We start from the raw sequence: 14726 nt of genomic DNA on the forward strand, positions 1-14726 counted from the left end.
TTCATGACCAAACTTACAGCTCTTGTTATAGGACTTCTGTTCGGGTCTACATCGATAGCTTACGCAGAAGATGGTCAGGCTCTCTACAGCAGCAAGTGCAGCGTATGCCATCAGGCCGCCGGAATTGGATCGCCGGGGCAGTTTCCTCCCCTCAGCGGAAGAATTGGAAAAATCGCCTCATCTCCTGAAGGAAAGGCTTATCTGAAAGACGTTCTTCTGAATGGCCTTCATGGCGCGATTGACGTCTCAGACGAGACATACGTGGGCTTTATGCCGTCTTTCAATTCACTGACAGACAGCCAGATTGCCGCGGTTCTTACGTATGTCTCCTCCCTGAATACGCCTGGAAAGGCTCCAGCTTTTTCTGAAGATGAAATCAAGTCTGCCCGTGGCACTCCAAAAAAAGCGAAAGAAATTATTTCGGAACGAGCAGCGCTCAATTCCATCCACCCTCTCCCGTAAAGAATTTACTTTTAGAGATCCAAAGCTATTTTCTGTGACTTCCCATTAAAGAGAATATGGGATGTCACAGGCTAATTTTTAACCTTTTGCCATATTCTTTTCTTTATAAAAAAGACCAGAATGCTCATAGCGATCAGGTACAGCAGAGTAAAAACGCCTACCTTACGTCTGGTGTGAAGATGTGGATGGGCCGCCCATTCCAGAAACGCGCCTACATCCTGCGACATCTGGGGAATGGTTGATGCCGTTCCGTCTGAGTATTGGACCTGACCATCATGTAGAGGCTGAGGCATCGCGATGTGGCGATGCTTCATCGCCAGATTGTAGTACGAGCCTTTAGGCAACACCGTCCCTTCCGGGGCGGATGCATAAGACCGCAAAATCTGAATAATGCGCGCCGTGCCTCCTTGTTGGGTCAGAGCAAGTCGTGAAAAATCTGGAGGAAGACCACCGTGGTTGGCTAGTCTTGCCAAGTTTTCACTTGGATAAGGCGATCCAATTCGATCTGACGGGTGGGCTGGCCGTGTTTTAGGATCGCCATCATCGTCAAGACCATCGGCAACCTGATGCTGTGAAGCATACTCTTTGATGGCCGCCATAGACAGGCCGAGGTCTGAAAGATCTGAATAAGCAATATAGTTCAAGCTGTGGCAACTACTGCAAACTTGCCTGAATACCTGGAGGCCGCGCTGCTCAGGCGTAGATGCGCCTGCTTTGAAAGAAAAAAGGGCGAGTAAAACTAAAAAAGAATATTTCATTCCCTGCCCTCTTTTGCGAAGCCCAAGGAAGATGATGTTTCGCCACGCGATTGAAGAGGCAAAAGTATCAGAAAATATAAATACCAATAGAAAACAGCAACGCGGCTAAGCCACAGCCACCCTCCTGCGGGTGGATGCATTCCAGCGAAACCCAAAGCCATAAACGAGAAGAAAAGCATTAAAAGCGCTGGTCGGAGGAGAGGTCGAGACTGTGCCGATCTGACAGGGGACTTATCCAGCCATGGCACCGCAAATAATACGCCTATGCTTCCTGTCGCAAGGATGAGGCCTCCAAGTTTGGAAGGAACCGCCCTTAAAATCGCATAAAACGGTGCAAAATACCATTCCGGCGTAATGTCCTGAGGCGTCACAAGCGGGTTGGCCTGTACGTAATTCTCTGCAAGAGTCAGAAAATCCGGAGCGAAGAAAACAACTACTGCATAGAGGATAAGAAACAAACAAAGCCCCAACCCATCCTTGGACGTATAATAGGGATGAAATGGGACTGTTTCATCAGAATATTCAGGATCTATTCCTGTCGGATTATTTGATCCCGCAACATGCAATGTTGCAATATGAAGCGCAACGACGCCAATAATAGAAAATGCTGTCAGGAAATGAAGAACGTAAATCCTGTGTAAAGCAATATTACCAAGACCCTCCCCTCCCATCAGCCAGGACGTCAGGGATTTGCCAATCAATGGCACAGTATTGAGCGCATTCACGACCACTGTAGCGCCCCAATAGGACATCTGCCCCCACGGGAGAATATACCCCGCAAAAGCCGTTATCATGACCATTAAAAGCAGTCCGAGCCCTGTGAGCCAGATCAGTTCGCGAGGCGCTTTGTAGGATCCGTAATAGAGCCCTCTTGCGACATGAACGTAGAGAGCGGCAAACAGCATGGAAACGCCGCCCATATGAATGGACCGAACCAGCCAGCCCGATGCGACCTGCCGATCCATGATCTCAATGCTTGAAAATGCATCTGACACTGTCGGAGTGTAATTAAGAGCAAGAAAGATCCCGCTCAGCAAAAGCATCCCGAGCGCAACCGTGGCAAAGGCACCGAAATTCCATAGATAATTGAGGTTTTTCGGCATCGCGAAGTCAACATATTCACGCCGAAAAGAGGAAACAATCGGGAGGCGTTTCTCTACCCACTTGGAGAGATCTTGAGGTTTATCGGTCATGAGGGCAATCAGATCTGCTGGATCGTCGCAATGTCAAAATCTGGATCGCCTTTACTCTTCCCAATGAGAAGGTGCTGATCAGAAATTATCGTCACGGGCGGAACTGGGAGATTATAGGGCGCTGGCGCATCCTTATATGCCCGCCCTGCGATATCGAATTGGGACCCATGGCAGGGACAGGCATATTTCCCGGATCGATCGCCTGACGATGGCGCATCAAAAGATGGCACACACCCCAGATGCGTACAGATCCCGATCAGAACGCCAATTTCAGGCACAACAGAGCGATGCCAGTTGATCGCATCCTGAGGTTGCTGGTGCATTTTGGAATCTGGGTCACGCAGCCGATGCGCCAGTTCAGGAACACGGAGCGAAGCCAGCATTTCGGGTGTGCGCCGCTGAACGAACACCGGCCATCCACGCCACGTCACCACAAGCTGCTGCCCCGGCGCCAGCTTCGAGTAATCAACCTCAACAGTATCATCTTCGCCAATGCGACTGCTCTGCGTACCATTCAAACTGTTGAGAAACGGATATGCCAGTGCACAGGCCCCTGCACAGCCCATCCCCAGCGTAACTGTCGCGAGCACATCGCGTCGCCGAGGGTGGTTTTCCTCTTCCAATCCCTGTTGGGACGAGGAAGGAGGTGCATCATCCTGTGTCATGGTGTCCTACTCAAATAACCAGCTCAAATCATTCAAGCCCATATGGGTGAAGTCAATCTTAAAGATACGCTGCACGAAACGGAGCCTCTGTTTCTCATCATGCACCTCCAGGGGCCAAACCGCTCTTTTCAACATCATACCCATTCATAAAAATGACATGAAACTCTTGAAATTCCTTGATGATTTCATCCGCCGGGGCTGATAAGCGTCTTATCACAATTGAGTGTATGGAAGAGATCAACGGTGGCAACAAAACTGAACCGTCGCGGCGTACTAGGTCTGGGAGCAGGTTTTTCCCTCAGTGCGCTTCTTCCATCCATTCAGCGTGCCCGTGCCATCCCTGCCCGTCGGGACACAGGCACGATCGAAGACGTCCAGCATATCGTTGTGCTGATGCAGGAAAACCGATCTTTCGATCACTATCTTGGTCATCTGTCAGGCGTTCGAGGGTATGGAGACCGGCATGTCGTGCGTGGTCCGAACCGCGAACCGATCTGGTGGCAGCAACGGCAGAAAGCCGAAAATGGCTGGATCACGCCGTTCCATCTCCCAACACAAACTACCAGTGCAGAATGCGTGATTGATCTGGACCATAGCTGGGCTCCTACTCACGCAGCGATCAACAAAGGCTGGAACAACCAATGGCCTCGTCACAAGAAAGATATGACGATGGGCTATTACACACGGGAAGATATTCCCTTCCATTACGCTCTGGCTGACGCGTTCACGGTCTGCGATCACTATTTCTGCTCCACGCCGACACAGACACACCCCAACCGCTTTTACCTCATGTCGGGCACCGTTGATCCCAATGCGTCAGGGGGCGGCCCGATCCTCGACAATGTGGATTGGGTAGACAGGGATTTTTATCCCAAGGTGCCTGAACCTTTCACCTGGACGACCTACCCTGAGCGCCTTCAAGAAGCCGGTGTGTCATGGCAGGTTTATCAGCAGGGCCTGTCTGGCGCCGATGTTGAGAATGGTAATTTCGGCACAAACGTTCTGATGTGTTTCAAGAACTTCGCTGACGCCAAGCCGGGATCAGCCCTGCATGAGCGCGCCATGACCGCGAGAACCCTTGATCACTTGAAACAGGACGTTCTGGCGGATCGGCTGCCACAAGTGTCATGGATCCTGCCTCCGGCGGCATATTCTGAACACCCCCGGTGGACGCCCGGCTACGGTGCAACCTTTATTGCTCACGCGCTCGATGCCCTGACGGCAAACCCGGATGTCTGGGCCAAAACCGTCTTTCTCGTGATGTATGATGAGAACGACGGGTATTTTGACCACATGCCGCCCCCACAGCCTCCCACACCGGTTCTTCCCGGTCAGAGCACGGTGACGACCAGAGACGAAATTCACAATCATCTCCAGAGCTTCAGGCCAGACCGCTACAAGGCTGACGATCTTCCTTATGGTCTGGGGCCGCGTGTACCCGCTTTCGTTATCTCTCCTTGGAGTACCGGCGGCTTTGTCTGCTCCGAAGTGTTTGACCACACCTCTGTGCTACGCTTCATCGAAGCCCGTTTTGGCGTCAGGGAAACCAATATTACGCCATGGCGCCGTGCAGTCTGCGGCGATTTGACCAGCGCGTTCGATTTTTCGCGCAAAACTACGGTTAAGCCGCCGCTTCCAGACACGGCCGCCTACAGGAAAATTGCTGACGCGTCCTGTAAGCTTCCCTCGCCCGTTATTCCTCATCAGAGCACGCTCGAGGATATCGGCAACCAGGAACGAGGTGCACGCTTGGCGAGGCCACTGCCATACCAGCTCTCTGCAGACCTCCTGGAGGCCAGTGCAGACAGCGTGACTTTCGAAATCCGCAATGACGGCACATCCGGGGCATGTTTTTACGTTTACCGTGATGGAACCGAGGAAACCCCTCGCCGCCATACTCTGGAGCCGGGAAAAGCCATCACTGACGTTTGGCAAATAGAGAGCGCCGGACAGCACGACTTCACCATTCTCGGGCCAAATGGGTTTGCGCGTTACTTCCAGAACGCGAAACCTATGGATATCCAGGTTCAGGCGCGGGGAGATACTCAGACCGGCAATCTGGTCCTAAACCTAAAGAATACTGCGTCCACAGAAAAGAAGGTCAGGATCCAGGATAACGCTTATGGTGCGGAAGACCGTTTTCTTTCCCTTGAAGGAAATCAGTCGGCATCCGTGTCTGTCGATCTCGATGCCAGTCATCACTGGTATGATCTTGTTCTCTCCTGCTCCGATGAACCGGGCAATCAATCTCGATTTGCAGGGCATGTAGAAACCGGACAAACGAGCATCACAGATCCTGCCATGGGCAACGTTCTGGCTTGATGGACACAGGTATACTATCGGCAAGAGCATATTCTGGAATGCTCTTGCCGGAAACGCCAGCTTAGCCGCTTATATCAAGGCCGATGTCCAGCGCTTTGACCGTATGTGTAAGCCAGCCCAAAGACAAAACGTCCACTCCGGTCTCTGCAATCGGGCGCGCCGTCTGCGGTGTAATTCCACCGGATGCCTCTGCAATAGCGCGGCCATCGATAAGTTTGACAGCTCTACGGAGCGTTTCCACACCCATATTATCGAGAAGGTAAGCATCTGCTCCGCCAGCCACGAAGGCTTCTTCGAGCTGGTCCAGCGTATCAACCTCCAGCTCAATCTTCATCAGATGCCCCACCCGCTGACGAGCCGCCTTCAAAGCTGCTGAGACGCCCCCACATAAAGCCAGATGATTGTCCTTAATCAGGATGGCGTCATCAAGCCGATATCTATGACTGGCACCACCTCCTGCACGTACCGCATATTTCTGAACCGCTTTAAGGCCAGGAAGCGTTTTGCGTGTACAGCAGATCCGAGCCCTCGTGCCATGAACAGCATCCACGATCGCCCGTGTCGCTGTAGCGATGCCGCTCAGGTGCGAGAGCAGATTTAACGCCGTGCGTTCGCCTGCCAGAACCGTACTTGCAGACCCGTCAATGACGGCTAGGACATCCCCGGCCCCAATCCTGTCACCATCCTGCCTGTGAGAAATAAACTCAGCCTTGCGGTCCAGAAGACTGAATGCAAGCTGGGCTCCCTGTAACCCAGCCAGAACGCCATTTTGTCTTGCACGAAAAACTGCCTGAAGGGGCTGTTCAGGATCAAGAAGAGCCTGTGTCGTCACATCTCCGCCCGTTCCCAGGTCTTCAACGAGCGCGGCACGAATTACAGGTTCCCAGAGAAGATCAGGCAGAAAGGTCTGAAAGGTCATGCAATGTGTCCTTATGGCGAAGGAAGATCAGTTATGGTCAGCACAGTTCGGTTAGGCATCGTTTGATTTGGAAAGTCCGTGCGCCAGTGGCTTCCACGACTCTCCCTACGTCTCAGGGCAGACGATGCAACGAAGGCGGCAATGAGCGCTTCATTACTGACGTGGATATCCGGAAGAATTGTTTCAAAAAGGGCCTGCAATCCACGCTCGTCCCTGAGCAGTCCGGCATACTGGCTCATGAGTGAGGCCAAATCATGCATAGCAGGAGCATTGCTGACTTCGCGCGGCACAATCGTCCCGAACGGCACCTTTGGAAGCATGCTGCTATCGACGCTTTCTGCGACCCATTTCCCGGTTACGAAGGCTTCGAGCAATGAATTACTCGCCAGGCGATTAGCGCCATGAAGGCCGGTACAGGCCGCTTCTCCGCAGGCCCACAGACCCGGCACAGAGGTACGCCCCTGTTCATCAACATCCAGACCACCCATGTGATAGTGCATTGCTGGACTGACCGGAATTAACTGTGCGTCCGGATCAATCCCCATGGCCATGCATGACGCTGTTATGGCCGGAAACCTCGCACTAAAGGGCGTTTTTCCTATTCCGCGCGCATCCAGAAAAACGTCGTGTCCGCTTTGAATATGAGCCGAAATCGCTCGCGCGACGATATCGCGTGGCTGGAGTTCTTCCGTAAATCTGTTTCCAGTTTCATCGACCAGAAGAGCACCCGCCCCGCGTACCGCCTCGCTCACCAGAGGTCTGCGGCCAGTCTGGCCAACGCCTTTGAGAGCTGTTGGATGGAACTGGGTGAATTCCATGTCGACCAATCTGGCACCAGCCCGTGCAGCATGAGCCAGACCGTTCCCGGTCAATGTTCCAGGACTGGTGGTACAATCATAAAGAGCGCCAATGCCTCCGGATGCGATGACGCAGCATGAGATGGGCAGAAAACCTTGTGAGGTCCTTACGCCGATAAGGCGTCCTTCTTCCGTAACCAAGCCCTCCAGTCGCGCTCCTTCCAGAACAGTGATGGTATCGCGACTTCGAACACGCTTTATCAACGTCTGCATGATCGCAGCACCGCTTCCATCTCCGCCGACATGGAGAATACGGTGTCTGGAATGCGCGGCCTCCAGATGCAGGTCCAGCGCTTCGCCCTTTTTTGCAAAAGGGACGCCCCACTCGAGCAAAGTCCTGATGGCGTCAGGTGCCGAGTTCGTAATCAGTTTCACTATGTGGGGAACACTGAGGCCGGCACCTGCGGCTAACGTGTCCTGAGTGTGCAGATCCGGTGAATCTTCTGCTCCAACTGCGGCTGCAATTCCCCCCTGAGCCAAAGAACTCGCCGCCTCGTGCCCTAACGGAGCCGGGCTGAGAACAACACAGGGCTGGCGAAGGTGCAGGGCAGCGGAAAGACCTGCCAGTCCTGCCCCTACGATAACGGGTTGCCCAGCGAGATGACTTAAAAGAATGTCCTTCACAATTAGATTGCCAGCATTCTCTCGACCGCCATGCGGGCTCGCCCTTGAAGCTCGGACGGAATGGTTACCGGAGTTTCGAGGTTTTCGAGCGCTCTGCGGATTCCTGCCAACGTAATGCGCTTCATGTGTGGGCAAAGATTACACGGGCGAACAAACTCGGTTTCCGGATTCAGCGCGGCCAGATTGTCGCTCATCGAGCATTCTGTCACCAGCAACACTTTTTCCGGGCGGTGGGTCGCGACGTAGTCAATCATATTGGCGGTAGAGCCGGAATAGTCCGCCTCGGCAACCACCTCCGGCGGGCATTCAGGATGCGCTATGACTGTCACACCTGGATGAATTCGCCGATACTGCCGAATTTCCTGCGGTGTAAAGCGTTCATGCACTTCACAATGACCCGCCCAGGTCAGCATTTCGATGCCTGTTTCGTTCTCGATGTTTTGAGCCAGAAACTCGTCTGGAATCATGATAACACGAGGAACACCTAGGCTTTCCACGACCCGTCTGGCATTACCCGACGTGCAGCAGACGTCTGTTTCCGCCTTCACTTCCGCTGTACTGTTAACGTACGTGACAACCGGAACCCCCGGATAGCGCCGCTTCATCTCCCGGACGTTTTCCGCCGTTATGCTCTCTGCCAAAGAACAGCCAGCCCGATCATCCGGAATTAGAACCGTCTTGTCGGGATTCATCAGCTTGGCGGTTTCCGCCATGAAATGAACGCCCGCCATGACAATGATGTCTGCATCGAGGTTCTGGGCATCACGAGCCAGAGCCAGACTGTCTCCTCGGATGTCCGCGACACAGTGGAAAATTTCCGGCGTTTGATAGTTATGAGCCAGAATAACGGCATTTCGTTCGCGTTTCAGGCGAAGAATAGCCTCGATGTCATCCGCGTATAAGCGTTCCCAATCCTCCCGCGCCATCAGGCGGGAGACAGGTTCGTAAAGCCTGTCACGGCTTTCCAGGACATGCTGACGGCCCATGACGGACTCCGTAATAACATTATGCTCCTATTGAGCATAATGCATCTTGCCGTATTCACAAGCCTGTCGGTCAACACGTTTTCAGGAGAATGTTCCCAGTGGAAGCTTGGCCCCTGTCAGATAGCAATTTTCAGAATTGTCAGTCCGGAACCTGTAAAGCCGCGCAGGCCTCCCCTGAACCCCGCTCTCGTAGCGATCGGTTTCACTGACCAGATCCTGATTTTGTACCAACCGACGAAAATTCTGCTTGTGCATCAAACGCCCGGAAAGAGCTTCCATCGCTTGCTGGAGTTGAAGAAGCGTAAATTCTTCGGGCACGAGCTCGAACACGACAGGCGTGTAACGGATTTTCGCTCTTAAACGAGACATCGCCGTTGCGAGAATACGCCGATGATCCCAGAGCATGGGGCGCTCTCCCAGCCCGGCACTGCAATAAGGTGACTCCTGGACCAGCCCTGCCTCCCATAGCAGTTCATAACGCTCAAGCACGGCTTCGTCGTTCCAGCTTTCTCCATTTAGGCCAAACGTGACCCTACAGCGGTCGAGCTTTTCCTCCTCATGGGCCGCCCACTCAAGAAGGGCTCGCTCAATGGTCTTGAGGAGGGCAACGCTTCCTTCAGTTCGGCGGTCTTCCCAAGGAAAGTACTGATACCATCCCCTCCATCCTGCCTGATCGCCACTGTCGCGCGTCAAAGCCATGTAGGAAATACGCACAAGCCGTTCAATTTCAGCAGGAACAGAGTCCCCGAACGTATAGAGCTGCTCAACATGGCCGAGGCGGAATCCCGTGAGTTCCTCTACCCAATGGCGCACCCCACGCTGCAATGACGAGTGTTCCGTTTCCAGGGCGCCTGCGGGTAAGCAGGCTCCGTTCTGAACGGTCAGAACTTCTGGTGTTCCGCTCTGGAGTGTGGTCAGGACGGCAACCAGTTCCGCCCGACACGTCGCAACGTGATGATTCATTTTAAAATCATGTCTTCCCGTTGGGTAGAAACTCCAGAAGTAACGCTTTGTTCAGAAAGGAGGCTGGGAGTTTCTTGCTACCACCTCCCCTCCCTAAGGTTTCAGCCTGCGATGCTGTCTGGCATGGACGCCATATCGATCACGAAGCGATATTTGACGTCTGAACGCAGGACGCGCTCATACGCCTGATTGATCTCATCCATCCGAATGATTTCTACGTCACTGACGATGTTATGCTGACCGCAGAAATCAAGCATTTCCTGCGTTTCCTGAATACCACCGATAGCGGAGCCAGCCAGACTACGGCGCTTGGCAACAAGGCTGAACGCCCCAACCGACATCGGCTTTTCCGGCAGTCCTACAAGCACCATATGCCCGTCCTGCTTCAGCAGGGACAGGTAGGCATTGATGTCATGATCTGCCGACACAGCATCAAGAATGAAATCAAAGCGGTTCGCCTCGGCAGCCATCGCTTGTTCATCGCGGGAAATGACAACCCGGTGTGCACCAAGTCGCTTCCCATCTTCGACTTTACTCGGAGACGTTGTGAACAGCGTCACTTCGGCTCCCAGCGCAACGGCAAATTTGACCCCCATATGGCCAAGTCCACCGAGCCCTACAACACCAACACGATGCCCTGCCCCAATTTTCCAGTGAGACAACGGAGACCATGTCGTGATCCCGGCGCAAAGCAATGGTGCCGCCGCAGCCGGATCAAGATTTTCGGGAATACGCAGGACGAAACCTTCATCGACAACGATGGCGCGCGAATATCCTCCGAACGTGTAGGCGCTTTCTGCCGGAAATGCCGGATCGGGGCTGTTGTATGTCCATGTTGGACTGGCATCGCAATACTGCTCCAGACCAGCCTCGCAGGACGCGCAGGTTCGGCATGAATTCACCATGCAGCCCACGCCCACTCGGTCACCGACTTTAAAGCGTGTTACGTCAGGCCCAACCGCTTTGACATGCCCGATAATCTCATGACCTGGCACGCATGGATAAGAAGCAGGTCCCCATTCGCTCCGTGCGGTATGAATGTCAGAGTGACAGACACCGCAATGGGTAATGTCAATCTGAACGTCCAAAGGACCGCATTCACGACGCTCAAAAGCGAAGGGAGCCAAGGGAGATGTCGGGCTGGAGGCCGCGTAACCAACACAGGTAAGCATTGCAGGTCCTTGTCGAGACAGAAGAATCAAAGCGTCAAAACGATTGATCCACTCTAACAGGAAGTCTCGCTGAACTGTACCCATGCTGAGTTCGCACAGGTTTCGTCAGGCACGCGTAAGACAACCTACAACGTCACGAGCCTCTGCCAGTAACGCCTCAAGATCCAGTCCCGGAATAGCGCCATCCACTACCACAGGCACACCGTCCATAAGGACATGACGTACAGTTGTCGCGCCTGACACGACCGGAGCAATCAGTGGATCATGCAATCCAGCACATCTGGGTGCATCCAGACCATGAATAACCAGATCTGCCGCTGCGCCCACCTCAACCCGGCCAACATCGGGAAGCCCCAGGATTTGCGCTCCCGCGGATGTTGACCAGCGCATGACGTCCTCAGCCGTGACAGCATCAGCACCGTGAACAGCACGATGGATCATCCACGCACAATGCATCTCCGCCCCCATGTCACAGGCTTCATTGGATGCTGCCCCATCAACTGCCAGCGATACGCGCCCGCCCAGAGCGTCCAAGGCCGGTGCAGGCGCGATACCTGACCCAAGGCGGCAGTTGCTCTGAGGGCAATGCGCCATACCGGTCCCGGTTTGGGCCATAAGCGCCAGTTCGCTCTCATCAAGATGAACCAGATGGGCAAACCAGACGTCTTCTCCAACCCAGCCATGCTCGGCAACAAACTGAAGGGGCCGCATTCCGTAAGTTTCCAAACTGAACCGGACATAGTTCTCTGTTTCAGACAGATGTGAGTGTAGCGAAATACCCATGCTTCGGGCGGCAATAGCCATTTCCCGAAGCTCATCCGGTGTGACGCCCCATGTTGGCGTATTAGGGGCCAGAGCAACTCGGCGTTTCGCATTCGGGCCAGATTGATGATACCGGCCGACAAGCCCTTCGACACGTTTCATCATCACATCCAGCGTCTCCGTCGGCGCTGGAATAATATCGTCCGTATCGAATTTTCTGGCGCGCGTGGTGCCGCCACGCGCCAGAACATAGCGCAGACCAAGATCTTCAGCGGCTTCAAACAGAACGGCAGCCGGATCGTATGCATACATATCTGCAAACAGGTAATGATGATCAGCGACCGTCGTGCAGCCCGACAAGAGCAGTTCCACCATTCCAACCCGGGCCGCCACATTCAGCGCCCGCTCATCTATGCGGTTCCCGTAGGTGTTGGGCACAAGGCGAAGCCATGGTTCCAATGGCTTGTTAATGGCTGTTGGAACCGCTTTGAGTACACTCTGAAAAAGGTGGTGATGCGTGCTGATAAGCCCGGGAGTTGCAATTCCTCCCTTGGCATTCAGAACCTTCTCCCCAGAGCCAGGTGTCAAATGACCAATTTCCGTGATCCTGCCGTCGCGAATGCGAATGTCACCGGCACGTCTGGCGGCATCGCCACGTAGTCCCGTCAGAATTCCACCAATATTCTGTATCAGTAAGCTCATACTGGCATCACCCGGAGAGTATCCACAAATTCTGTGGTGAAGGCACTTTTCCAGTCAGCATCGGATGGCAAGAGGTTTTGGCTGACCATAAAGTCCCGTGTGGCCTGCCACCGGGCAAGCGTCATCGCGCCAAGACCTCGCTCTTTGACATCTGGGGATGACAGAGCATGTGCTTTTTTCAGTCCTGCGTAGCCGAAAGCCAGATGCTCCAACGTCATGTTGGGGTTAGCTTTGAGGATCAGAGCATTCCCCGGATCGCGGTTTTGAAAATAATCACGCCATCCCATCAAAGACGCTTTCACAAAGCTGCTTACCTTTTTCTTATCGGTCGCAACCATCTGCTGCGTCGTGACCATAGGAGCGCCATAGGGCGGATAACCCAGATCCTTGAACAGGAAAAACTCGACCGGCATTCCTTTCTGCCGGGCATCCCACAGTTCGGAGGATGCATAAGCCTGAACGGCCATTTCCGGATCCAGAAAAAACGGCTGGAGATTGAACGAATAAGGCCTCGCCTGCTCTTCCCTGTAACCAAAGCGATTTTTGAGCCATGGCCAGAACGTCGCATGGGAAGATGCTGCTATCAGAATTGGGTGGTCACGGAGTTGCGCGAGATCCGTGACACCGGCATGCGTCATCAGGCCCTGCTGATCGTGCTGAAATGTACTGGCCACAGCAACAAGAGGAATTCCAGAGGCAACGGCAGAAAGAAGCTGGAAGTCGTAGCCAGTAATGAAATCTGCACGGCCGGCAGCCAGAAGCTGAGGAACATTCATTTGCGGGCTGGCAGCCTCTATCGTGACGTCCAGTCCTTCCTGTGCGTAATACCCCTTGGCCAGAGCTTGATAAAACCCACCAAACTCAGCTTGTGCATACCAGGATGTTATAAGCTTGACGGGCGTCCCCGCATTTTGCGCCCTACTGATGAGCGGCATAGATAATCCGCCGAGACTTCCAGCCAACCCCAAAAGGGTTTGCCTGCGACTGAGAGACATCCTGGACATACGGAGCGTTCTCCATTCTTCATTCAATCATAGTTTATGAATCGAAACGGTTTTCATGAAAGTGCCTATTTGAGAATATCGGAATGCTTTTATGAGAACGGCTTTTATAATTGACAGGAAAATCCCCACCATGTTTTGTGTTGAAAACGAGTAGAAGCGGTCGAAGTCCTGTTGCAGGCTTTGGGCATTGCTCCAACAGATCCGGACCACGGCTCTGGTTGGGGGCATATGCCATGATTGATCGCTACAGCCCCTTACCCTGCCGTAGTTCCGTCTCTGTTGTCTTCAATACGTTTATGGAGAAAACGAGTATGGTCCCGACAGGTCTGAGCGAACTTGAAACCGAACGCCATATTGGCGGAATGGGGACGAATATCGCCCGTCAAATTCCCAGGATCGATCTCTCCTCTTTTGAAGAGCGGAAATACCAGATTGCCGACGAACTTTGGTCTGCAGCCACGGAAATCGGTTTTTTTCAGGTTTATAATCACGGCATTCCGCAGAACGACATAGATCGAGCGTTTTCACTGGCAACAGCCTTCTTTGCCCTCCCTAAAGAGGCAAAAGCCCGCCTCCCCCTAAAACCTGGTACGAACGCTGGATGGGAATTTCAGGAACAGGTGCGGCCTTCAACAGGTACACCTGACCATAAAGAATCATTTCAGATCACTCTTCCCAGAATGGCGGCTCTATGGCCAACAGAGCATGACGCGCCAGACTTCAAGGAATTCCTGACCCACTTCGAGCACCAGAACTGGCTTCTGGGTATGAAGATACTGTCCTGCTTTGCCATCAAGCTCGGGTTTGACGAAGAGTTCTTCACCGAACTGCACGACCCGTCCTCCCCTGACTACCAGTGCACCCTCCGTCTCATTCACTATATGAGCATGGAGAATGCTCTGCCGGAGGACTTCAAACGCTGGCGTGCAGGCGCCCATTCGGATTTTGATTGCCTGACACTTCTTCACCAGCGAACAGGCGAAGGCGGCCTTCAGGTTTGCCCTGGTAAGGATGCAAAGAGCGGGGCATGGACCGACGTAGAGCCCGTCTCAGGATATGTGACCTGCAATATTGGCGACATGCTGATGCGGTGGAGCGACGACAAGCTGCTGTCCACGCTTCATCGTGTTCGCATGCCACAACCGGGCGAATATCTTGGTGAGCGTCTCTCCATTCCCTTTTTCTGCCAAGCCAATCGGGATGCAATCATTCAGGGGCCAGAGAAGAAATATGCTCCGATCTCTGCTCAGAATTATCTTTTAGAGCGCCTGAAGGCTAATTTTGCGGCGACTGAAGCGAAAGGCAGCCCCCCAGAAACTGGTGCTGCCCTTTAAAGA

Annotated in this window: 13 protein-coding genes; 3 read left to right on the top strand and 10 right to left on the bottom strand. The window is 53.5% G+C overall.

Annotation, left to right across the window (positions count from 1 at the left end):
- Window positions 1-3 precede the first annotated feature (3 nt).
- Window positions 4-462, top strand: a complete 459-nt coding sequence (locus ABDK75_RS07815; protein WP_346005462.1) for a cytochrome c — start codon at window positions 4-6, stop codon at window positions 460-462.
- Between the two features lie 71 nt (window positions 463-533).
- Here the strand turns inward: ABDK75_RS07815 and ABDK75_RS07820 are convergent, their stop codons facing one another.
- From ABDK75_RS07820 to petA, 3 genes are read right to left on the bottom strand one after another with little or no spacing between them, the layout of a single operon-like run.
- Window positions 534-1220, bottom strand: coding sequence for a cytochrome c1 (locus tag ABDK75_RS07820; protein ID WP_346005463.1), 687 nt, complete (start codon window positions 1218-1220; stop codon window positions 534-536).
- Complete coding sequence (locus tag ABDK75_RS07825; protein WP_346005464.1) at window positions 1217-2413, bottom strand: cytochrome b N-terminal domain-containing protein; 1197 nt, start codon at window positions 2411-2413, stop codon at window positions 1217-1219. Before ABDK75_RS07825 ends, ABDK75_RS07820 begins: the two co-directional genes overlap by 4 nt.
- Window positions 2414-2421: 8 nt before the next feature.
- On the bottom strand, window positions 2422-3078 hold the full coding sequence (petA, locus tag ABDK75_RS07830; RefSeq protein WP_346005465.1) for a ubiquinol-cytochrome c reductase iron-sulfur subunit: 657 nt from the start codon (window positions 3076-3078) through the stop codon (window positions 2422-2424).
- A gap of 243 nt (window positions 3079-3321) precedes the next feature.
- Here petA and ABDK75_RS07835 point away from each other — a divergent pair, with 243 nt between their 5' ends.
- Window positions 3322-5400: a phosphocholine-specific phospholipase C gene (locus tag ABDK75_RS07835; RefSeq protein ID WP_346005466.1), complete on the top strand. Its 2079-nt coding sequence runs from the start codon at window positions 3322-3324 to the stop codon at window positions 5398-5400.
- 61 nt (window positions 5401-5461) lie between these two features.
- On the opposite strand, the gene nadC is transcribed toward ABDK75_RS07835, so the two are convergent.
- From nadC to ABDK75_RS07870, 7 genes are all read right to left on the bottom strand, one after another.
- Window positions 5462-6319 (bottom strand): carboxylating nicotinate-nucleotide diphosphorylase, encoded by an 858-nt coding sequence (nadC, locus tag ABDK75_RS07840; RefSeq protein WP_339407775.1) that lies wholly within the window; start codon window positions 6317-6319, stop codon window positions 5462-5464.
- Between the two features lie 11 nt (window positions 6320-6330).
- On the bottom strand, window positions 6331-7800 hold the full coding sequence (locus ABDK75_RS07845; protein ID WP_339407777.1) for an L-aspartate oxidase: 1470 nt from the start codon (window positions 7798-7800) through the stop codon (window positions 6331-6333).
- Between the two features lie 2 nt (window positions 7801-7802).
- Complete coding sequence (gene nadA / locus ABDK75_RS07850; protein WP_346005467.1) at window positions 7803-8786, bottom strand: quinolinate synthase NadA; 984 nt, start codon at window positions 8784-8786, stop codon at window positions 7803-7805.
- 81 nt (window positions 8787-8867) lie between these two features.
- Complete coding sequence (locus tag ABDK75_RS07855) at window positions 8868-9749, bottom strand: NrtR DNA-binding winged helix domain-containing protein (RefSeq protein WP_346005468.1); 882 nt, start codon at window positions 9747-9749, stop codon at window positions 8868-8870.
- A gap of 101 nt (window positions 9750-9850) precedes the next feature.
- A complete protein-coding gene (locus tag ABDK75_RS07860; RefSeq protein ID WP_346005469.1) occupies window positions 9851-10921 on the bottom strand; it encodes an NAD(P)-dependent alcohol dehydrogenase in 1071 nt (356 codons plus the stop codon).
- Window positions 10922-11026: 105 nt separating this feature from the next.
- Window positions 11027-12385, bottom strand: a complete 1359-nt coding sequence (locus ABDK75_RS07865; protein WP_346005470.1) for an amidohydrolase family protein — start codon at window positions 12383-12385, stop codon at window positions 11027-11029.
- Entirely contained in the window at window positions 12382-13389 is a 1008-nt protein-coding gene (locus ABDK75_RS07870) for an ABC transporter substrate-binding protein (RefSeq protein ID WP_346005471.1), read from the bottom strand. Before ABDK75_RS07870 ends, ABDK75_RS07865 begins: the two co-directional genes overlap by 4 nt.
- Before the next feature lie 311 nt (window positions 13390-13700).
- Here ABDK75_RS07870 and ABDK75_RS07875 point away from each other — a divergent pair, with 311 nt between their 5' ends.
- A complete protein-coding gene (locus tag ABDK75_RS07875; RefSeq protein WP_408874415.1) occupies window positions 13701-14723 on the top strand; it encodes an isopenicillin N synthase family dioxygenase in 1023 nt (340 codons plus the stop codon).
- The last annotated feature ends 3 nt before the right edge of the window (window positions 14724-14726 follow it).

The organism is Gluconobacter sp. OJA, assembly GCF_039638325.1.
Taxonomy (GTDB): Bacteria; Pseudomonadota; Alphaproteobacteria; order Acetobacterales; family Acetobacteraceae; genus Gluconobacter; species Gluconobacter cerinus.